At 41.3% G+C, this 19,919-nt stretch carries 21 protein-coding genes and 2 other annotated features; all 21 genes read left to right on the top strand.

The genetic code is table 11. The features are described from left to right. Window positions 1-255 precede the first annotated feature (255 nt). The 21 genes from radA to rpoB all read left to right on the top strand — a co-directional run bounded on the left by radA (window position 256) and on the right by rpoB (window position 19,913). Complete coding sequence (radA, locus tag AC0VYH_RS00580; protein WP_194220270.1) at window positions 256-1,629, top strand: DNA repair protein RadA; 1,374 nt, start codon at window positions 256-258, stop codon at window positions 1,627-1,629. A 3-nt stretch (window positions 1,630-1,632) separates the two neighbouring features. Then, complete coding sequence (gene disA / locus AC0VYH_RS00585) at window positions 1,633-2,694, top strand: DNA integrity scanning diadenylate cyclase DisA (RefSeq protein WP_194220271.1); 1,062 nt, start codon at window positions 1,633-1,635, stop codon at window positions 2,692-2,694. Between the two features lie 160 nt (window positions 2,695-2,854). Continuing rightward, a complete protein-coding gene (locus AC0VYH_RS00590) occupies window positions 2,855-3,952 on the top strand; it encodes a PIN/TRAM domain-containing protein (protein ID WP_194220272.1) in 1,098 nt (365 codons plus the stop codon). 25 nt (window positions 3,953-3,977) lie between these two features. After that, window positions 3,978-4,670, top strand: coding sequence for a 2-C-methyl-D-erythritol 4-phosphate cytidylyltransferase (gene ispD, locus AC0VYH_RS00595; protein WP_404684292.1), 693 nt, complete (start codon window positions 3,978-3,980; stop codon window positions 4,668-4,670). Beyond that, the gene (gene ispF, locus AC0VYH_RS00600) at window positions 4,670-5,143 is read left to right on the top strand and encodes a 2-C-methyl-D-erythritol 2,4-cyclodiphosphate synthase (protein WP_430246607.1); all 474 of its coding nucleotides are present in this window, start codon (window positions 4,670-4,672) and stop codon (window positions 5,141-5,143) included. The genes ispD and ispF overlap by 1 nt, the downstream gene beginning before the upstream one ends. A gap of 68 nt (window positions 5,144-5,211) precedes the next feature. Continuing rightward, complete coding sequence (gltX, locus tag AC0VYH_RS00605) at window positions 5,212-6,681, top strand: glutamate--tRNA ligase (RefSeq protein ID WP_430246606.1); 1,470 nt, start codon at window positions 5,212-5,214, stop codon at window positions 6,679-6,681. Between the two features lie 15 nt (window positions 6,682-6,696). After that, window positions 6,697-6,919: a binding site (T-box leader), on the top strand. Window positions 6,920-7,035: 116 nt separating this feature from the next. After that, a complete protein-coding gene (cysE, locus tag AC0VYH_RS00610) occupies window positions 7,036-7,692 on the top strand; it encodes a serine O-acetyltransferase (RefSeq protein WP_404684295.1) in 657 nt (218 codons plus the stop codon). Beyond that, window positions 7,682-9,082, top strand: coding sequence for a cysteine--tRNA ligase (gene cysS / locus AC0VYH_RS00615; RefSeq protein WP_475373182.1), 1,401 nt, complete (start codon window positions 7,682-7,684; stop codon window positions 9,080-9,082). The genes cysE and cysS overlap by 11 nt, the downstream gene beginning before the upstream one ends. A gap of 3 nt (window positions 9,083-9,085) precedes the next feature. Continuing rightward, window positions 9,086-9,505 (top strand): Mini-ribonuclease 3, encoded by a 420-nt coding sequence (locus AC0VYH_RS00620; protein ID WP_194220277.1) that lies wholly within the window; start codon window positions 9,086-9,088, stop codon window positions 9,503-9,505. Beyond that, entirely contained in the window at window positions 9,498-10,244 is a 747-nt protein-coding gene (gene rlmB / locus AC0VYH_RS00625; protein ID WP_226616809.1) for a 23S rRNA (guanosine(2251)-2'-O)-methyltransferase RlmB, read from the top strand. Before AC0VYH_RS00620 ends, rlmB begins: the two co-directional genes overlap by 8 nt. Window positions 10,245-10,247: 3 nt before the next feature. Next, entirely contained in the window at window positions 10,248-10,757 is a 510-nt protein-coding gene (locus tag AC0VYH_RS00630; RefSeq protein WP_475373183.1) for an NYN domain-containing protein, read from the top strand. 115 nt (window positions 10,758-10,872) lie between these two features. Beyond that, on the top strand, window positions 10,873-11,523 hold the full coding sequence (sigH, locus tag AC0VYH_RS00635) for an RNA polymerase sporulation sigma factor SigH (RefSeq protein ID WP_194220319.1): 651 nt from the start codon (window positions 10,873-10,875) through the stop codon (window positions 11,521-11,523). Window positions 11,524-11,782: 259 nt separating this feature from the next. Next, window positions 11,783-11,932, top strand: a complete 150-nt coding sequence (gene rpmG, locus AC0VYH_RS00640; RefSeq protein WP_194220280.1) for a 50S ribosomal protein L33 — start codon at window positions 11,783-11,785, stop codon at window positions 11,930-11,932. A gap of 91 nt (window positions 11,933-12,023) precedes the next feature. Further along, window positions 12,024-12,218 (top strand): preprotein translocase subunit SecE, encoded by a 195-nt coding sequence (gene secE / locus AC0VYH_RS00645; RefSeq protein ID WP_098445961.1) that lies wholly within the window; start codon window positions 12,024-12,026, stop codon window positions 12,216-12,218. Window positions 12,219-12,296: 78 nt separating this feature from the next. Then, window positions 12,297-12,830 (top strand): transcription termination/antitermination protein NusG, encoded by a 534-nt coding sequence (gene nusG / locus AC0VYH_RS00650; protein WP_194220281.1) that lies wholly within the window; start codon window positions 12,297-12,299, stop codon window positions 12,828-12,830. 148 nt (window positions 12,831-12,978) lie between these two features. Next, a complete protein-coding gene (gene rplK / locus AC0VYH_RS00655; protein ID WP_048313309.1) occupies window positions 12,979-13,404 on the top strand; it encodes a 50S ribosomal protein L11 in 426 nt (141 codons plus the stop codon). Between the two features lie 139 nt (window positions 13,405-13,543). Then, window positions 13,544-14,236: a 50S ribosomal protein L1 gene (gene rplA / locus AC0VYH_RS00660; protein WP_194220282.1), complete on the top strand. Its 693-nt coding sequence runs from the start codon at window positions 13,544-13,546 to the stop codon at window positions 14,234-14,236. Window positions 14,237-14,294: 58 nt separating this feature from the next. Next, window positions 14,295-14,430: a sequence feature (ribosomal protein L10 leader region), on the top strand. 44 nt (window positions 14,431-14,474) lie between these two features. Then, window positions 14,475-14,975, top strand: coding sequence for a 50S ribosomal protein L10 (gene rplJ / locus AC0VYH_RS00665; protein ID WP_160921565.1), 501 nt, complete (start codon window positions 14,475-14,477; stop codon window positions 14,973-14,975). 54 nt (window positions 14,976-15,029) lie between these two features. Further along, window positions 15,030-15,392 (top strand): 50S ribosomal protein L7/L12, encoded by a 363-nt coding sequence (rplL, locus tag AC0VYH_RS00670; protein WP_430246602.1) that lies wholly within the window; start codon window positions 15,030-15,032, stop codon window positions 15,390-15,392. A gap of 116 nt (window positions 15,393-15,508) precedes the next feature. Continuing rightward, window positions 15,509-16,108 (top strand): class I SAM-dependent methyltransferase, encoded by a 600-nt coding sequence (locus AC0VYH_RS00675; RefSeq protein ID WP_475366288.1) that lies wholly within the window; start codon window positions 15,509-15,511, stop codon window positions 16,106-16,108. A gap of 262 nt (window positions 16,109-16,370) precedes the next feature. Then, window positions 16,371-19,913, top strand: a complete 3,543-nt coding sequence (gene rpoB, locus AC0VYH_RS00680) for a DNA-directed RNA polymerase subunit beta (protein ID WP_194220285.1) — start codon at window positions 16,371-16,373, stop codon at window positions 19,911-19,913. Window positions 19,914-19,919 lie beyond the last annotated feature (6 nt).

Consider the following 19,919-nt stretch of genomic DNA (forward strand, 5'->3'; position numbering starts at 1 on the left):
GTCTTCCGGTTTTTTTTATATTTGAGGAGTGGTTTGAGATACTTAAGGGAAAGGTATTGAGATAATGACTATGTCTTATTTCGGAATGCTAGTGTAAAAGAGTTGAAAAGCAGGTTATTTCAATAACCAGGACGGTTTATTTGTCCTAGAAAACTTTTTGAATCTGCCAATCATTATGAGTTCATAGGAACTTATAAGTTGTGATAAAATAAAGACAGTAATTTGTTCGGTTGATCGTGAAGGTGAGGATGTTAAATGGCAAAGAAAAAAACGAAATTTATGTGTCAGGATTGTGGCTATGAATCTGCAAAATGGATGGGGAAATGTCCGGGGTGCCATCAATGGAATACTATGGTGGAAGAGGTTGTACCAGGTGACAATGACCGAAGACGCTTTGTTACTTCAAGTAATGAAACTGCAAGTAAACCGACGTCCATACGACGTATTCAAAAAGAAATGGAGCCTAGGATTTTAACTCATATTACAGAGCTTGATCGCGTGTTAGGCGGCGGAGTAGTACCAGGCTCCCTCGTGCTTGTTGGAGGGGACCCAGGCATTGGTAAGTCAACTCTTTTGCTCCAAACGTCATCAAAGCTTGCTGACCAAGATCATCCGGTTCTTTATATCTCTGGTGAAGAGTCGGTCAAGCAGACGAAGCTTCGTGCAGATCGTCTAGGGGTCGATGCAGAAAAATTATATGTATTAGCAGAGACTGATCTTGAGTATATTAGTAAAGCAATTGAAGAAATAAACCCCCAGCTTGTGATCATCGATTCGATTCAAACCATTTTCAGGTCAGAAGTTACGTCTGCACCAGGTAGTGTTTCACAAGTGCGGGAATGTACTTCTCAACTTATGCGTATAGCTAAAACAAGAGGAATAGCTATTTTCATTGTTGGACATGTGACAAAAGAGGGATCAATTGCTGGTCCGAGACTTTTAGAACATATGGTTGACGCTGTGCTTTATTTTGAAGGGGAACGTCATCATACGTTTCGAATTCTACGCGGAGTAAAGAACCGTTTTGGGTCAACAAATGAAATAGGTGTTTTTGAGATGAAGGAAGAGGGGCTTGAAGAAGTACTTAACCCTTCAGAAATCTTTCTAGAAGAACGATCATCTGGATCAGCTGGTTCAACAGTTGTTGCATCTATGGAGGGAACGAGAACTGTTCTAGTTGAGATCCAGGCATTAATATCACCAACAAGCTTTGGGAATCCACGAAGAACTGCGACAGGAATTGATCATAACCGCGTTTCTCTATTGATGGCAGTTCTTGAGAAAAGAGTAGGACTTCTCCTGCAAAATCAGGATGCCTATTTAAATGTTGCAGGTGGTGTGCGACTTGATGAGCCGGCAATTGATCTTGCTATTGCAGTATCAATCGCGTCCAGTTTTAGAGATCAACCAACACGTCCATCAGATATTGTGGTAGGAGAAATTGGACTAACAGGAGAAATCAGAAGGGTATCACGGATCGAACAACGAGTGATTGAAGCTGCCAAACTTGGTTTTGAGCGGGCTATTATTCCAAAGAAAAATATAGGTGGTTGGACTTTCCCTGAAGGTATTCAGGTTATTGGCGTTCAAACCGTAGATGAAGCATTAAATGAAGCGCTAGGAGGGTAGAAGATGGAGATCGATAAGCAGCAGGAAATCATAAATGAAATTCTAAAAATCGTTGCACCCGGTACGCAGTTAAGGCATGGAATCGATAATATACTACGAGCCAATACTGGCGGTTTAATCGTTGTGGGGTATGATGGGAAATTGCAGGATATTGTTGATGGTGGATTTTCAATAGAGTGTCGGTTTACCCCTGCTTACCTGTATGAGCTTGCGAAAATGGATGGAGCCATTATTTTGAACAAAGAAGCTTCTAAAATCCTTTATGCTAATACACAGTTAATACCTGAGACTTCGATCCCGTCTACAGAGACGGGTATCCGACATCGAACAGCGGAACGCGTCGCCAAGCAAACAGGTAATCTAGTGATCTCGATCTCACAACGTCGCAACGTTATTACACTTTATCAAGGAAGTATTCGTTATTCATTAAAGGAAATCGGCGTTATACTGACAAAAGCGAATCAGGCGATGCAAACACTTGAAAAATACAAATCAGTTCTTGATCAAGGGATTACCGATCTCGGAGCTCTTGAGTTTGAAGAACTCGTAACCCTTCAGGAAGTTGCTCAAGTTATCCATCGTATTGAGATGGTTTTGCGCATCAAAAAAGAGATCCTTAACTACATTAATGAGCTTGGTACGGAAGGTCGACTGATTAGTATGCAGATGGAAGAGCTTGTTTCGAATCTTGAATCGGAAGCAAAGTGGCTGATTGGAGATTACGTAAAAGATGTGGATGAATCTCCAGCTGATGTTATGAAACGTTTAAAGAAGCTTTCAAGTGATGATTTACTAGAAGACAATGCCATTATGAGAATTCTGGGTTATCATGATCAAAATGAGAATGTAGCACCGAGAGGGTATCGGATCTTGCATAAAATTCCGAGACTGCCATCAAATATAATTGAGAACTTGGTAGATAGTTTTGAAAACCTTAACGCTATTTCTAAAGCCTCTATTGAAGAACTCGATCATGTAGATGGAATTGGGGCCATTCGAGCTAAGAAAATTAAAGATGGATTGAAACGAATTCAGGAGCAACTCTTTGTAGATCGCCACATATAGGGCTGTGAAATAGACATTCCATAGGGGGTGTGCTAATCTATAATTAATTTATAGTCATGCAAGCTAACCTATAATCATACTATAAAATTCACAAACTTCAAGGATTTATGTTTCAATTCTGAGAATTTGTTTATAATGTTAAAAGGAGGTGAAAACGTCAATGATAAAGTGGATTGTACAGTTATTTTTTATCATTTTAGGCGGAGCACTGGGATTAGTATACTTACCAGATTTAATACAATTACTCAATATAGGGGATCTTCCAGCAGTATTTACTAATTCTTATGCAGGTGCTGTCATAGGAGCGGTGTTATTCTTTTTAGCAACTTTTTGGGTGACAGATTATATTGTCGATTTCATTCGTCTGGTTGAAGAAAAGGTTGTTAGTGCACCGGTTGGAGACGTACTATTTGGGGCAATTGGACTGATTATTGGACTTATAATTGCATTTTTACTAACCGTACCTCTGGCTGAGATTAACTTTCCAGTTGTGAGTAACATTCTGCCGATTTTCATTACCATTTTGCTTGGGTATTTTGGATTCCAGGTTGGATTTAAAAAGCGTGATGAGCTTATTAATCTTTTCTCGAACACCAAAGGAAAAGATAAGAAAAAGGATAACGATGAGGATGAGATTGATTCTGGTTCATCCAAATTGAAGATCCTTGATACAAGCGTAATTATTGATGGAAGAATTGCTGATATCTGTCAAACTGGTTTTCTTGAAGGAACACTCGTTATACCACAATTTGTACTAGAGGAATTGCAGCATATTGCTGATTCATCAGACGTTTTGAAACGAAACCGTGGTCGTCGAGGTCTTGATATACTAAACAAGATACAGAAAGAGCTTGCGGTGAATGTGGAAATATACGAAGGTGATTTTGAAGAAATTCAAGAAGTTGATAGTAAACTGGTTAAGCTTGCCAAGCTTGTTAATGGCATGGTTGTTACAAACGACTTTAACTTAAATAAAGTATGCGAACTTCAAAAGGTTCAAGTGTTGAACATCAACGATTTAGCCAATGCGGTTAAACCAGTCGTTCTCCCTGGTGAAGAGCTTAATGTTCAAGTCATCAAAGATGGAAAAGAATATAATCAGGGCGTAGCCTATCTAGACGATGGTACAATGATAGTAGTGGAAGAAGGTAGGAATTATATTGGCAAAACGATTGATGTTCTTGTAACGAGCGTATTGCAGACATCAGCTGGACGCATGATTTTTGCCAAACCCAAACTACTCGAAAAAGCACTTTAAGTGATAGGCGACGGGGGTTCTAGCTTTGAAATATTCAGTAGTCATTCCTGCTGCCGGACAGGGAAAAAGGATGAACGCAGGGAAAAACAAACAATTTATTATGCTTGAAGGAAAACCGATTATCGTTCATACGATATCGGTTTTTCAGAGTGACCCACATTGCGAGGAGATCGTGCTCGCTGTAAATGAACGTGAGCATGAAGATTTTCACTCGCTTATTCAGGAATATGGACTAACAAAGGTAAGTCATGTCGTAACAGGTGGCTATGAACGTCAGCAAAGTGTTTATGAAGGACTTAAAGCATTGCAAGGGGATAAAATTGTTTTAATTCACGATGGTGCCCGTCCATTTTTTACACATGAAGTTGCAAATCAAGCGGCGACAGCAGCTAAAGATTACGATGGTGCGATTGTAGCTGTTCCAGTTAAGGACACAGTGAAGCAAGTGGATGAACTGAAGGTGCAGAAAACCATTGATCGCTCAAGCTTGTGGGCCGTGCAAACTCCACAGGCTTTTCGTCTTTCGGTCATCAAAGGAGTTCATAAATGGGCTGAGGAGAACGGTGTGATTGGAACTGATGACGCCAGTTTAGTAGAGATGAATGGACGCTCAGTCCAAGTGATCCCGGGGGATTATTGGAATGTGAAATTAACAACACCTGAAGATTTAATTTTTGCGAGAGCGATCTTGCGAGAGAAGAGGGAGAGTGGAGTTTAATGCGAGTTGGTCATGGCTTTGATGTACATAAGTTAGTGGAAGACCGTCCGTGTATTATTGGAGGGGTTACCATTCCATTTGAGAAAGGTTTGCTTGGTCATTCCGATGCTGACGTACTCCTACATTCCGTTGCGGATGCTTGTCTTGGTGCTATTGGAGAAGGCGATATAGGAAAACATTTTCCCGATACAGATGAAGCTTTTAAAGATGCTGATTCAAAGGAACTTCTTCGACATGTATTTGGAATTGTGAAGGAAAAAGGCTTCACGCTCGGTAATGTGGATTGCACAATTATTGCGCAGCTTCCCAAAATGGCTCCTCATATTTCAGCTATGCGTGAAGTGATTGCTCATTTACTTGAGTGTGACATTAGCCAGGTAAATGTGAAGGCTACTACTTCAGAGAAGCTTGGATTTACTGGTAGAGGGGAAGGAATTGCGGCTGAAGTTGTCGTGTTGCTTCAAAAAGCTTGACCGATAATTTGACGGTAATGGTAAAATAATAAGACAGTTAAAGATAATAATTAATGGTGGTGGATATAATGGGAAACGAAGTACGCGTACGTTATGCGCCGAGCCCAACAGGTTATTTACATATTGGGAATGCAAGAACGGCGTTATTTAATTATTTGTTTGCTAGAAATCAAGGCGGTAAGTTCATCATTCGTATTGAAGATACGGACCAGTCTCGTAATGTTGAAGGTGGCGTTGAGAATCAGCTTGATTACTTAAAGTGGCTAGGAATGGATTGGGATGAGAGTATCGATAAAGAGGGAGAATACGGTCCATATACTCAAATGGAACGTCTAGATATTTATACTGAACATACAAAAGAGCTTTTGAATAAAGAACTTGCATATAAATGTTATTGTACAGAAGATGAGCTTGAGGCAGAGCGAGAAGCACAGCGTGCGCGAGGAGAAATGCCGCGATATTCTGGAAAATGTCGACATCTTACAGAAGACCAGCGTGAAAAGTTAGAAGCAGAAGGTAGAGAACCGAGCATTCGTTTTGCAGTTCCACGTGATAAAGAATATTCGTTTGACGATGTTGTAAAAGACCGCGTATCCTTTGAATCGAATGGAATTGGCGACTTTGTTATCGTTAAGAAGAACGGTATTCCGACTTACAACTATGCCGTTGCTCTCGATGATCACCATATGAAGATTTCTCACGTTCTTCGTGGGGATGATCATATCTCAAACACACCTAAGCAGTTAATGATCTACGAAGCATTTGGTTTTGAACCACCTAAATTTGGTCATATGACACTGATCGTTAATGATCAGAAGAAGAAGCTTAGTAAGCGGGATAAATCAATTGTGCAGTATATTGAACAGTACCATGACTTAGGTTTTCTTCCAGAAGCGTTATTTAATTTTGTGACACTACTTGGTTGGTCGCCTAAGGGAGAAGAAGAGCTGTTTACGAAAGAGCAATTGATCGAAATCTTTGATCCAGAACGCTTGTCCACTTCGCCGGCAGTTTTTGATTCACAAAAACTCTACTGGATGAATAATCAATATATTAAACAGGCGAGTCTTGATCGAGTGGTTGAACTGACTCTTCCACATCTTGTTGAAGCAGGAAGGTTCCCTCTTGAAATGACAGCGGAACAAAAGGAATGGGCTCAAGAACTAATCGCCCTTTATCAAGAACAACTTCACTATGGTAGAGAAATTGTTGAGCTTACTGAGTTGTTCTTTAAGCAAGAAATTCAGTATAATGAAGAGGCAATGACAGTACTAAACGAAGAGCAAATTCCTGAAGTGATGCAAGGATTCTTAGACCAACTTAAAGAAGTTGAAGAATTTGAGCCAGCTGCAATTAAATCAGCTATCAAGGCTACTCAAAAGGCAACTGGTCATAAAGGGAAGAAACTCTTTATGCCAATCCGTGTGGCTACTACAGGTGAAACACATGGTCCTGAACTTCCACAGGCGATTGCCTTACTTGGAAGGGAAGCAGTTAATGCTCGTTTGAATCAAGTTCTTGCGATGAGTAAAGCATAATAATAAGCGAATTGACAACAAACGTTGAAGAGGAAAAGTAAATGAGTGTAATTCTTTATAGAGAGAGCTGTCCTCGGCTGAAAGCAGCTTAAGTATTTACTCATTGAAATGCCCCTCTGAGTCTTCTACAGAAAGCCTTTATGGTTATTAGGTAGGAGCGGTGCCGCCGTTATCGGTGATAGGAACATTTGTAAAAATGTTCGAAGCAGAGTGGAACCACGCAAATAGCGTCTCTGTGTGATGGAGTCATCACACAGGGGCGCTTTTTTTAATAATTATTATTCTTTGGAACGCAGAGATGGTGAACCTACATTCTAGTTGATCTTATGGGAGTATACGGAGAGAGGTGAAGACATGTGGAAGACGTTGAAGCAGGATATCGATGTGGTCTTTGATCAAGATCCAGCAGCACGAAGTTATTTTGAGGTTATTTTAACTTATGCTGGCCTTCACGCAATATGGTCACATCGAGTGGCACACTGGTTTTGGAAAAAGAAGTTTTTCTTTCTTGCTAGAGCAGTATCGCAAATCAGTCGATTTTTCACAGGTATCGAAATTCATCCAGGAGCAACAATTGGAGAACGTTGTTTTATTGATCACGGTATGGGTGTTGTTATTGGAGAAACATGTGAGATTGGAAATAATGTGACGTTATTCCAAGGCGTAACACTTGGGGGAACTGGTAAAGAAAAAGGGAAACGTCATCCAACTCTTGGGGATAATACGCTTGTTGCGACGGGAGCGAAGGTGCTAGGCTCCATCACGATAGGAGAGAATTCCAAAGTAGGTGCCGGGTCAGTTGTTTTGCAGGATGTGCCTGTTAATTCAACTGTGGTAGGTATACCTGGAAGAGTCGTTATCCAAAATGGAGTGAAAGTTCCACATAATCTTGACCATCATAAGATGCCGGATCCAGTGGCTGATAAATTTAAGCAAATGGAACAAGAATTGCGAGAGTTAACAGAGGAAGTCCGAACGTTAAGGAAGAGGAGTGAAAGTTATGGCGATTAAGCTATATAATACATTGACACAGAAAAAAGAAACGTTTCAACCAATTGAAGAAGGTAAAGTACGGATGTACGTGTGCGGTCCGACCGTATACAACTATATTCATATTGGTAACGCGCGCCCTGCTATTGTCTTTGATGTTGTCCGTCGTTATCTGCAATACAGAGATTATGATGTGCAGTATGTTTCTAACTTTACGGATGTAGATGATAAATTGATTCGAGCGGCCAATGAATTGGGTGAAGATGTACCGGCAGTGGCTGAACGATTTATCGGTGCTTATCATGAAGATACGGGTGCGCTTGGCGTTAAGAAAGCAGACGAACATCCAAGAGTAACAGAGAACATGCAGGAAATCATTGATTTTATCACAGCTCTTATTGAAAAGAACTACGCATATGAGTCTGAAGGAGATGTGTACTTTAGAACTCGTCAATTCGAAGGTTATGGAAAACTTTCACACCAGTCCATCGATGAGCTTAAGCTCGGTTCTCGAATTGTGGTGGGTGAAAAGAAAGAAGACCCTCTTGATTTTACACTTTGGAAATCTGCAAAAGAAGGTGAAATTTCATGGGCGAGTCCATGGGGAGAGGGGCGACCAGGCTGGCATATTGAATGCTCGGCGATGGCGAAGAAATATTTAGGAGATACAATTGATATTCATGCGGGAGGAAAAGATCTGGCATTCCCTCACCATGAAAATGAAGTAGCGCAAACGGAAGCGTTAACTGGGCATACTTTTGCGAATTATTGGCTTCACAACGGGTATATCAATATTAACAACGAGAAAATGTCTAAATCACTAGGTAATTTTGTCCTTGTTCATGACTTGATTAAACAGCATGACCCAGAAGCGATTCGATTCTTTATGTTGTCTGTTCATTATCGTAATCCCATTAACTTTGACCATGAGCTCCTGGCAAGTGCTAAAACAGGACTTGATCGCATTAAGGATACGGTAGAAAACCTTGAGCACCGCCTTCAACACAGTGCTGACCTTGATGGAGAAGTTGAGAAATGGCAAGAGAAAATTGAGGGATATCGTGAACGCTTCGTTACAGAAATGGACGATGATTTTAATACGGCGAATGCGATCTCCATTTTATTTGAACTTTCTAAAGAAGCTAATCTCTACCTCCAGGGGACAAATTCATCCATGGAGATTCTTGAACTATTTATGGAGCGCTTTGAAGACTTTGGTTCCGTTCTTGGCATTTCCTTCAAAAGAGAAAAAGCTCTACTTGATGAAGATGTGGATCAACTGATAGAAGAACGAAATGAAGCAAGGAAGCAACGTGATTTTGGAAGAGCAGATGAAATTCGTGATGAATTAAAAGAACAGGGAATTCTTCTTGAGGATACACCTCAAGGTGTTCGCTGGAAAAGGATGTAGCGCATGAAGGAAATCGATGCAAAACAACTTAATTCACTTGCGCTTGCTTATATGGGAGATTCTGTTATTGAAATTAACGTTCGGAAGCGGCTGCTTTCACTTGGTCACATTCGACCTAATCAGCTGCACCGAACAGCAACGACGTATGTTTCTGCAAAAGCACAGGCAGCGTTCCTGCACCATGTATTAAACAAAGAATGGCTGACAGAGGAAGAAGCTGGTGTTGTGCGCCGAGGAAGAAATGCTAAATCGGGAACTGTCCCAAAGAATACGAGCGTAAGTACGTACAAATATTCAACAGCCCTTGAAGCTTTGTTTGGGTACCATCATTTAAAGGGAAATGAAGAGAGAGTAAATGAATTGTTACAAAAGCTTTATGAATTCGTAGAACAACCGAAGAAAGAAGTGAAGTCAGATGGATAAAGAATTTATTGTAGGACGAAATTCGGTTCTTGAAGCATTACGATCGGGACACGAAATCAATAAAATTTGGATAAATGAAGGGTCTCAAAAAGGCCCTCTTCAAAACTTGATACAAAAAGCAAAGGAACAAAATGTACTCGTGCAGTTCGTGCCGAAACGAAAGCTAGAACAACTATCCGGGGAAAGTAACCATCAAGGTGTTGTCGCTTCAATTGCGGCTTATGAATATGCTGATCTTGAGGATTTATTTAAGAAAGCAGAGGATTCTGGGAAGCCGCCGTTTTTCCTTATTCTTGATGAAATTGAAGATCCTCATAATCTAGGATCTATATTAAGAACAGCGGATTCTGCAGGAGCTCATGGAGTTATTATTCCAAAAAGAAGAGCGGTTGGTTTAACTTCTACCGTTGCCAAATCTTCTACAGGAGCGATTGAGTATATCCCGGTTGCGCGAGTAACGAACCTTGCTAGAACAATGGACGAGTTGAAAGACCGCGGCTTGTGGTTTGTGGGCACTGATGCAACCGGGGGGCAGGACTATCGTCAGGCAGACTATGATATGGGGATCGGACTTGTCATCGGAAGTGAAGGTAAAGGGATGGGACGTCTTATTAAGGATAAATGTGATTTCTTAGTAAGTCTTCCAATGGCCGGAAAAGTAACCTCTCTCAACGCTTCAGTTGCTGCAGGGTTAATGATGTATGAGGTTTACCGACAACGTCATCCTTTGGGGGAGTAAATAATGGACGTGCTGTTAGTTGATGGCTATAACATTATTGGTGCATGGCCAGAATTGCGAACACTTAAAGAGAGAGATTTCAGTAAAGCACGTGAGCTTCTAATTGAAAAAATGGCCGAATATCAAGCTTATACCGGGTATCAGGTGATCGTCGTTTTTGACGCTCACCTCTCTCATGGTATTGAAAAACGTCATAGCCAATACAGAATTGATGTTATTTATACGAGAGAAAATGAAACAGCAGATGAGCGGATTGAGAAAATGGCGAGGGAACTGAAGGGTATAAGAACGCAAATACATGTGGCAACATCAGATTTTACAGAGCAATGGGCTATCTTTGGCCAAGGTGCACTTAGGAAATCGGCGCGTGAACTTTACAACGAAATGCAAGGAATTGAAAAAGGAATTGAAAAAAGTGTAAATATTGAAAATCGTCGCAATCGTTCTGGTGGCCTGCATTTATCAGAAGAAATTAGCGAAATATTTGAAAAATGGCGAAGAGGCGGTAAATAGGCGGTTGACGATTTTTCGACACGTACTGTATAATATTTCTATATAGCGTACTGGTCGGGGGGAACGCATATTGAGTACAGTAGACCTCAAAGAAAGCACGGTAAATCAAGAACAACTGTCAGTAGACCAAAGACACCTGGAACACGTAGCATTCGATCAACTTGATGATGAAATGCTCGTCATCATGGTTCATGAAGGTCACAGTAGAGCGTTGGAACATTTGATTACGAAGTACAAAAATTTCGTACGCGCTAAGGCGAGGTCGTATTTTCTCATTGGAGCAGACCGAGAAGATATCATCCAAGAAGGGATGATCGGTCTCTACAAAGCCATTCGTGATTTTAGAGGAGACAAGTTCTCATCTTTTAAAGCGTTTGCCGAATTATGCATCACCCGGCAGATGATTACAGCTATCAAAACCGCTACAAGACAGAAGCATATTCCGCTTAACTCTTACGTATCGCTTGATAAGCCAATTTACGATGAAGAGTCTGATCGTACGCTTCTAGACGTTATATGCGGCACGAAAGTAACAGATCCTGAGGAATTAATTATTAATCAGGAAGAATTTGATGACATCGAACTTAAAATGTCAGAAATTTTGAGCGATTTAGAGAGAAAGGTGCTAATGCTCTATCTCGATGGACGTTCATACCAAGAAATTTCGGTTGATCTAAACCGTCACGTCAAGTCAATTGATAACGCATTGCAACGAGTGAAACGCAAGTTAGAGCGTTATCTCGAACTACGTGAAGTCAGCCTTTAATATGGACAAACCTAAGATGGTTAGGGAAAAGAACAGGGGCGAGTTCCCTGTTCTTTTCTTATGAGTACCTATCCGACGCTTTATTGACATGCTGAAACACGCTGTGATAAAGTGATAAAAGTAAGAATGTCAATTTTTTGTTAGGTTTGTAAGAACGTCACAGGGTAGCTGAACGTTTTTTTATTTTGCTCTTTTTTGAAATAATATAGCTTATATAAATTACAAACTTCACTACTGCGCGGCTTAGGAAGGTGTCATTATGCGAAAAAAGGCAGTACTAGCATGTGTTCAATGCAATAGCCGAAACTATACAACTATGAAAAACTCACAGACGAGCCCGGCCCGCATGGAAGTTAAGAAGTATTGCAAATACTGCGATGTTCACACTGTCCATCGTGAAACAAAGTAATGCCTCGAAGGGTGTTTGCTTCTTGAGGCAAACCTTATCAAAATAGATTCTCGGGGGAGTTTTCCACCAGATTAATTGGGGGTAACAAGTAATGGCAAGTATTGTTCAACGTTCTGGTAAGTTCTTTCGTAATGTCGCAAGTGAAATGAAGCGGGTAAGTTGGCCAACGCGTAAGGAATTAACACGCTATACGATTGTAACTGTTACAACGGTTATTTTTATAGCTGTTTTCTTCGCATTGATTGACCAGGGTATTTCCTCGATAATCCGCCTCATTTTAGGATAATTCGTTATAAATTTTCATTCAGAAGGTTAGAATGAGAGAGTAAATGAGCTGGGGAGGGAAGGACGCAGTCCTGCAAATATGGAAAAAAGATGGTATGTTGTTCATACGTACTCGGGGTATGAAAACAAAGTAAAAACCAACCTTGAGAAAAGGGTTGAGACAATGGGCATGACGGATAAGATCTTTCGTGTTCTCGTCCCGGTAGAAGAAGAAACAGAAGAGAAGAACGGCAAGAAAAAGACAGTTATGAAAAAAGTCTTTCCTGGCTATGTTATTACAGAAATGGTCATGACAGATGATTCATGGTATGTCGTTCGGAATACACCAGGTGTTACTGGATTCGTAGGGTCTAGTGGTGCTGGGTCTAAACCGACTGCATTGCTTCCGGAAGAAGTGGAATCACTTCTTAAGCAAATGGGTATGGAGCAACCAAAAGTAGATGTAGACTTTGAACTTAAAGAGAAAGTTAAAGTGAAAGAAGGTCCATTTGCTGATTTCGTAGGTTCTGTTGAAGGGATCGATACGGACAAAGGAAAGGTCAAAGTGCACGTAAATATGTTCGGCAGAGAAACGCCTGTTGAACTTAATTTCGGACAAGTTGAGAAGTTCTAATTGAAAAGTCCTTGCTTAACTTTTCGATTAATGATAGAATTTTAATGTTTCATGAGTCTCATACTAATCGAGACATTCAATTGATATATAAGGTGGGAGGGTGTAAAACACCCAAATACCACATCACGGACTTAAGGAGGTGTGTCGCGTGGCTAAAAAGGTAATCAAGGTTGTTAAATTGCAAATCCCGGCTGGGAAGGCGAATCCTGCACCGCCAGTAGGACCTGCACTAGGTCAAGCTGGAGTTAACATTATGGGATTCTGTAAAGAGTTTAATGCTCGTACTTCTGACCAAGCTGGTATGATCATTCCAGTAGAAATTACGGTTTTTGAAGACCGTTCATTTACATTTATCACTAAAACTCCACCAGCTGCAGTTCTTCTTAAGAAAGCAGCAGGTATCGAGTCAGGTTCTGGTGAACCAAACCGCAACAAAGTTGCGACTGTGAAGCGTGATAAAGTGCGTGAAATCGCTGAAACAAAAATGCCAGACCTTAACGCAGCGAATGTTGATTCTGCAATGCGTATGGTTGAAGGTACTGCACGTAGCATGGGAATTACGATCGAAGATTAATGTTACACAAGCCGTTGCGATTAAAAGGGATTCCTGCCTGTGTTATACAGGTTCGCAACTTTTATTATGATGTCGACATTTTGGCGTCATAAATAGTGGGAGGTTAATCCGCTAAACCACATTCAAGGAGGAACACAAAATGGCAAAAAGAGGTAAGAGATACCAGGAGGCTGCCAAGCTAGTTGAACGTACAACTTTCTATGAGCCTCAAGAAGCAGTTGAACTTGTGAAAAAGACATCTGTAGGAAACTTTGATGGAACAGTTGAAGCAGCAGTTCGTCTTGGAGTAGACCCTAAGAAAAACGACCAGCAGGTTCGTGGCGCGGTTGTACTTCCAAACGGAACTGGTAAAACACAACGCGTTCTTGTTTTCGCTAAAGGCGAAAAGGCTAAAGAAGCTGAAGCAGCTGGCGCTGACTATGTAGGAGAAGCAGACTATATCGCTAAAATCAACGAAGGTTGGTTTGAGTTTGACGTAATCGTTGCAACTCCAGACATGATGGGCGAAGTTGGTAAACTAGGTCGTGTACTTGGACCAAAAGGTTTAATGCCGAACCCGAAAACTGGAACAGTAACGTTCGACGTTGAAAAAGCTGTTAACGAAATCAAAGCTGGTAAAGTAGAGTACCGCGTTGATCGTGCTGGTAACGTCCATGCACCAATCGGTAAAGTATCTTTCGAAGCTGACAAGCTTGTTGAAAACTTAAACACACTTGTAGAAACACTTGTGAAAGTTAAGCCAGCAGCAGCTAAAGGTACGTACCTTAAAAACATTTCGGTTACATCTACAATGGGACCTGGTGTTAAAGTTAACGCATCAACTTACCGCTAATTAAATTAGCTGTTGACATTTGCGTAGCTATTAAATATACTTGTAAATGTTGTTTGATAAATTAATACTTTCTGTACCGTAGACAGCAGGGGTGTTCTTGCACTTAATATCCTGCCGAGGTGTGAAGTGATTCGATACGTATGTAATCGTAAAGCCTTCATGTCTTCGGATGTGAAGGCTTTTTATATGACCTCATATTCCAGGGCGGTATAGATACATTTCTTTAGGAGGTGGAACTATGAGCAGTATAGTTGAACAGAAGAAGCAACTAGTTACGGAAATTGCAGACAAACTACGTGATAGCCAATCAACAATTTTTGTTGATTATCGTGGACTTGATGTTTCTGAAGTAACTGAGCTTCGTAAGCAATTGCGTGATGCAAACGTTGAGTTCCGTGTTTACAAGAACACAATGACTCGTCGCGCGGCAGAAGAGCTTGAACTTACTGATTTGAATGAACACCTTGTCGGACCTACGGCAATCGCGTTCAGCAATGAAGATGTTGTTGCTCCTGCTAAAATTTTGAACAACTTCGCTAAGAATCACGAAGCTCTTGAAATCAAGACTGGCGTAATCGAAGGCGGCGTTGTATCAGTAGAAAAGATCAAAGAACTTGCGGACCTACCAAACCGCGATGGACTACTTTCTATGTTGCTATCTGTGCTTCAAGCACCTATGCGCAATATGGCACTTGCTACAAAAGCTGTGGCTGATCAAAAGGAAGAACAAGGCGCGTAAACGCACGGCCTATCAATTGGTATAAATAAAACAAAAATTAAGGAGGATTTACTCATGGGTAACGAGCAAATCATTGAAGCAATCAAAGAAATGACAGTTCTTGAGCTTAACGACCTAGTTAAAGCAATCGAAGAAGAATTTGGTGTAACTGCAGCAGCTCCAGTAGCAGCAGCAGGTGGCGCAGCAGAAGGTGCTGCTGAAGAGCAATCTGAATTTGACGTAGTTCTTGAAAGTGCTGGAAGCAGCAAAATCAAGGTCATCAAAGTTGTTCGCGAAATCACTGGTCTTGGCTTGAAAGAAGCTAAAGAACTAGTTGATGGCGCACCAAGCCCGATTAAAGAAGGCATTGCTAAAGAAGAAGCTGAAGAGCTTAAAGGCAAGCTTGAAGAAGTTGGCGCAGTAATCGAAGTTAAGTAGTCGTTTGAAACAAAAGCTCGCTTTTAAAAGCGAGCTTTTTGTTATTTGACGCTATTATTTTTGGTTTGGTTATAGGGGTTAGGCTTATAGAAATGACGTTGAAAAGAGGGAAAGCAATGGGTGAACATTATTATACGAAGAATCCGGGTGTGAAAAGCAGTCCGAACAAAATTGATGCGGATTTACGGGGAAGTAAATTTCAATTCACGACTGATTCTGGTGTTTTTTCAAAGAAGGAAATCGATTTTGGGAGTAAACTTCTAATCGAATCATTTGAAGAACCTGAACTTGAAGGGGATATTGTTGATGTTGGATGTGGCTATGGCCCGATCGGCATTTCACTTGCTTCTGAATTTTCAAATCGTTATTTTTATATGCTAGACATAAATGAACGCGCAACAGAGCTTGCGATGAGCAATGCCATTAAGAATCGCGTTCATAATTTGAGCGTTATGGCAAGTGATCAGTTGAATGCCGTAAAAGATAAAACGTTCGCGTCTGTCCTTACGAACCCTCCTATACGTGCAGGTAAACAAGTTGTTCATGGAATTCTTGAAGAGGCCTATGACGTTTTAAAAAAAGGTGGGACGCTTTGGGTAGTGATCCAAAAGAAGCAAGGGGCCCCATCTGCAATAACCAGACTCGAAGAAATGTTTGAGCATGTTGAAACCGTCGTGAAAAAGAAAGGATACTATATTCTTAAAGCAGTCAAGTAAAATATGAAAATATCCTTTGACTTCATGGATGGCCTATGCTAATATAATATAATGCCAATGATGGATTTTCCAGGCCTTTTTCACATTCGTTTGCAAAGAGGTATAAAATGCCGTCGTCTGGAAAAACTAATATAATCGCTTATAGTTAAGGGGAATTTTTATCAATGCCCTTTTTCTTTTTTTGTCCAACGATAGATTCTTTTTAAAACAGAATATCATTGGGCTAAGAAAATAAATACGCTGGATTTGAGGGGTGAATCATTTGACAGGCCAACTAGTTCAGTATGGACGCCACCGCCAAAGAAGAAGCTACGCGCGAATCAAAGAAGTGTTGGATTTGCCAAATCTAATTGAGATTCAAACGGCTTCTTATCAATGGTTTCTTGATGAGGGTTTACGAGAAATGTTTCAGGATATTTCTCCAATCGAAGATTTCACTGGTAATCTTGTGCTGGAATTTATTGATTACAGCCTCGGTGAACCTAAGTATCCCGTGGAAGAAACCAAAGAGCGAGATGTGACCTATTCTGCGCCTTTACGTGTAAAAGTACGCTTGATCAATAAAGAAACAGGCGAAGTAAAGGAACAGGAAGTGTTCATGGGTGACTTCCCATTAATGACTGAAACAGGTACGTTTATTATTAATGGGGCAGAACGCGTAATCGTATCTCAGCTCGTGCGTTCTCCAAGTGTCTACTATAGTGAAAAGATCGATAAGAACGGCAAAAAAGGATATACAGCTACTGTCATTCCAAACCGAGGAGCATGGCTGGAATTTGAAACTGATGCCAAAGATATTGTCTATGTACGAATTGATCGTACTAGAAAGCTACCAATTACGGTGCTGCTCAGAGCGTTAGGGTTTGGGTCTGATCAAGAAATCATAGATCTCCTAGGTGAAGATGAGTATCTTCGCAATACCCTGGAAAAAGACAACACGGACGGCACGGAAAAAGCGCTTCTAGAAATCTACGAACGCTTACGTCCTGGCGAGCCTCCGACTGTCGATAACGCCAAAAGCTTACTTGATTCTCGCTTTTTTGATCCAAAGCGCTATGATCTTGCGAACGTAGGACGTTACAAGATTAACAAGAAGCTTCATATTAAAAATCGTCTATTCAATCAACGTCTTGCGGAAACGCTTGTTGATCCTGAAACAGGCGAAGTGATTGCAGAAGAAGGCGCGATCCTTGATCGTCGTCTACTGGACAGAATCCTTCCTGCTCTAGAGACTAACGTTGGATTTAAGGACGTTGAACCTCACGGTGGAGTAATTGAAGATGAGTCTATCGGTCTGCAATCCATTAAGGTATACGCACCTGATGATCCAGAAGGGGAAAGAGTCATTAATGTAATTGGTAATGGTGGAGTTGAAACAGGCGTGAAGAATATCACACCTGGCGACATCATTTCTTCTATTAACTATTTCTTTAACCTTCTACATCAAGTAGGTAACACAGATGACATTGATCACCTAGGTAACCGTCGTCTTCGTTCTGTAGGTGAACTACTTCAGAACCAATTCCGTATCGGTTTATCTCGTATGGAACGTGTCGTTCGTGAACGTATGTCTATTCAGGATACGAACGTTATTACGCCTCAGGCGCTTATCAACATTCGTCCTGTTATCGCTTCTATTAAAGAATTCTTTGGTAGCTCTCAGTTGTCCCAGTTTATGGATCAGACAAACCCGCTAGCTGAGTTAACTCACAAGCGTCGTTTATCTGCTCTAGGACCTGGTGGTTTAACACGTGAGCGTGCTGGCTTTGAAGTTCGTGACGTACATTACTCCCACTATGGCAGAATGTGTCCGATCGAAACTCCAGAGGGACCAAACATCGGACTTATTAACTCATTGTCTTCTTATGCGAGAGTTAATAAATTTGGCTTTATTGAAACGCCATACCGCAGAGTAGATCCTGAAACAGGTAAAGTGACGGAGTTTATTGACTACCTAACTGCTGATGAACAGGATAACTACGTTGTGGCACAGGCAAATGCTAAGCTACACGATGATGGTTCATTCCAAGACGAAGATATTGTTGCTCGTTTCCGTAGCGAAAACATTATCATCGCTCGTGAAAAAATTGATTACATGGACGTATCACCGAAACAGGTAGTTTCGGCCGCAACGGCTTGTATTCCGTTCCTTGAGAATGATGACTCCAACCGTGCGCTTATGGGTGCGAACATGCAGCGTCAAGCTGTACCTTTGATGGTTCCTGAAGCACCAATTGTCGGAACAGGTATGGAGCATGTTAACGGAAAAGATTCCGGTGCTGCTGTTATTTGTAAGCATGACGGTCTAGTCGAGTTTGCATCTGCTGCAGAAATTCATGTTCGTCGTATCTCCGTCATTGATGGACAGGAAGTGAAAGGCGATCTTGATCGTTACAAATTGCTTAAATTCATTCGTTCCAACCAGGGAACGTGCTATAACCAAAAGCCTATTGTTGTTGAAGGCGATCGCGTTGTAAAAGGAGAAATCCTTGGCGACGGACCTTCAATGGAAAAAGGTGAAATGGCCCTTGGGCGTAACGTCCTAGTCGGGTTTATGACATGGGAAGGTTACAACTACGAGGATGCTATTATTATGAGCGAACGTCTTGTAAAAGATGACGTTTATACCTCAATTCACATCGAAGAGTACGAATCAGAAGCTCGCGATACAAAGCTAGGACCTGAAGAAATCACTCGTGACATTCCGAATGTTGGGGAAGACGCATTGCGTAACCTTGATGAACGCGGAATTATTCGCATGGGTGCTGAAGTGAAAGACGGAGATATCCTTGTAGGTAAAGTTACTCCTAAAGGTGTAACAGAGCTAACTGCTGAAGAACGTCTACTTCATGCAATCTTTGGAGAAAAAGCTCGTGAAGTTCGTGATACTTCTCTACGTGTACCTCACGGCGGAGATGGTATTGTACTTGATGTGAAGATCTTTAACCGTGAAGACGGTGATGAGCTTCCTCCGGGAGTAAATCAACTTGTTCGTGTTTATATTGTACAGAAGCGTAAGATTCATGAAGGAGATAAAATGGCGGGACGTCATGGTAACAAAGGTGTAATCTCTAGGATTCTTCCTGAAGAAGATATGCCATACTTGCCTGATGGAACTCCGATCGATATCATGTTGAACCCTCTAGGTGTTCCTTCTCGTATGAACATTGGACAGGTACTAGAGTTGCATATCGGTATGGCCGCACGTGCACTTGGAATTCACGTAGCAACACCGGTATTTGATGGAGCTCGTGAAGAAGACGTATGGGAAACACTAGAAGAAGCAGGAATGCCACGTGATGGTAAAACTGTTCTTTACGATGGTCGCACAGGCGAACCATTTGATAACCGCATTTCTGTCGGTGTCATGTATATGATCAAACTTGCTCACATGGTCGATGACAAGCTTCACGCACGTTCTACTGGACCATATTCACTTGTTACGCAGCAACCGCTTGGTGGTAAAGCACAATTCGGTGGACAGCGTTTCGGTGAGATGGAAGTATGGGCACTCGAAGCATATGGTGCTGCATATACCCTTCAAGAGATTTTGACTGTGAAGTCGGATGATGTTGTTGGACGTGTTAAGACTTACGAAGCAATCGTAAAAGGTGAAAATGTTCCTGAGCCTGGTATTCCAGAATCGTTTAAAGTTCTAATCAAAGAATTGCAGTCGCTTGGTATGGATGTCAAAATGCTAGCAAGTGATGAGCAAGAAATTGAAATGAAAGAGTTAGACGATGAAGAAGACCAATCCAGTGAGAAATTAAACTTGAATGTTGGGTCAAATCAGGCGAGTGAGTAAGGGTTA

The organism is Anaerobacillus sp. QJM3NY_32 (genome assembly GCF_056173645.1).

Bases quoted from the DNA above. Each gene is read 5' to 3' on its own strand.
- AC0VYH_RS00590 (WP_194220272.1), top strand. From the start codon at position 2,855: ATGATAAAGTGGATTGTACAGTTATTTTTTATCATTTTAGGCGGAGCA.
- AC0VYH_RS00630 (WP_475373183.1), top strand. From the start codon at position 10,248: ATGGACGTGCTGTTAGTTGATGGCTATAACATTATTGGTGCATGGCCA.
- rplJ (WP_160921565.1), top strand. From the start codon at position 14,475: ATGAGCAGTATAGTTGAACAGAAGAAGCAACTAGTTACGGAAATTGCA.
- secE (WP_098445961.1), top strand. From the start codon at position 12,024: ATGGCAAGTATTGTTCAACGTTCTGGTAAGTTCTTTCGTAATGTCGCA.
- rpmG (WP_194220280.1), top strand. From the start codon at position 11,783: ATGCGAAAAAAGGCAGTACTAGCATGTGTTCAATGCAATAGCCGAAAC.
- nusG (WP_194220281.1), top strand. From the start codon at position 12,297: ATGGAAAAAAGATGGTATGTTGTTCATACGTACTCGGGGTATGAAAAC.
- cysS (WP_475373182.1), top strand. From the start codon at position 7,682: ATGGCGATTAAGCTATATAATACATTGACACAGAAAAAAGAAACGTTT.
- radA (WP_194220270.1), top strand. From the start codon at position 256: ATGGCAAAGAAAAAAACGAAATTTATGTGTCAGGATTGTGGCTATGAA.
- gltX (WP_430246606.1), top strand. From the start codon at position 5,212: ATGGGAAACGAAGTACGCGTACGTTATGCGCCGAGCCCAACAGGTTAT.
- rplA (WP_194220282.1), top strand. From the start codon at position 13,544: ATGGCAAAAAGAGGTAAGAGATACCAGGAGGCTGCCAAGCTAGTTGAA.
- rlmB (WP_226616809.1), top strand. From the start codon at position 9,498: ATGGATAAAGAATTTATTGTAGGACGAAATTCGGTTCTTGAAGCATTA.
- AC0VYH_RS00675 (WP_475366288.1), top strand. From the start codon at position 15,509: ATGGGTGAACATTATTATACGAAGAATCCGGGTGTGAAAAGCAGTCCG.
- ispF (WP_430246607.1), top strand. From the start codon at position 4,670: ATGCGAGTTGGTCATGGCTTTGATGTACATAAGTTAGTGGAAGACCGT.
- disA (WP_194220271.1), top strand. From the start codon at position 1,633: ATGGAGATCGATAAGCAGCAGGAAATCATAAATGAAATTCTAAAAATC.
- rplL (WP_430246602.1), top strand. From the start codon at position 15,030: ATGGGTAACGAGCAAATCATTGAAGCAATCAAAGAAATGACAGTTCTT.
- AC0VYH_RS00620 (WP_194220277.1), top strand. From the start codon at position 9,086: ATGAAGGAAATCGATGCAAAACAACTTAATTCACTTGCGCTTGCTTAT.
- cysE (WP_404684295.1), top strand. From the start codon at position 7,036: ATGTGGAAGACGTTGAAGCAGGATATCGATGTGGTCTTTGATCAAGAT.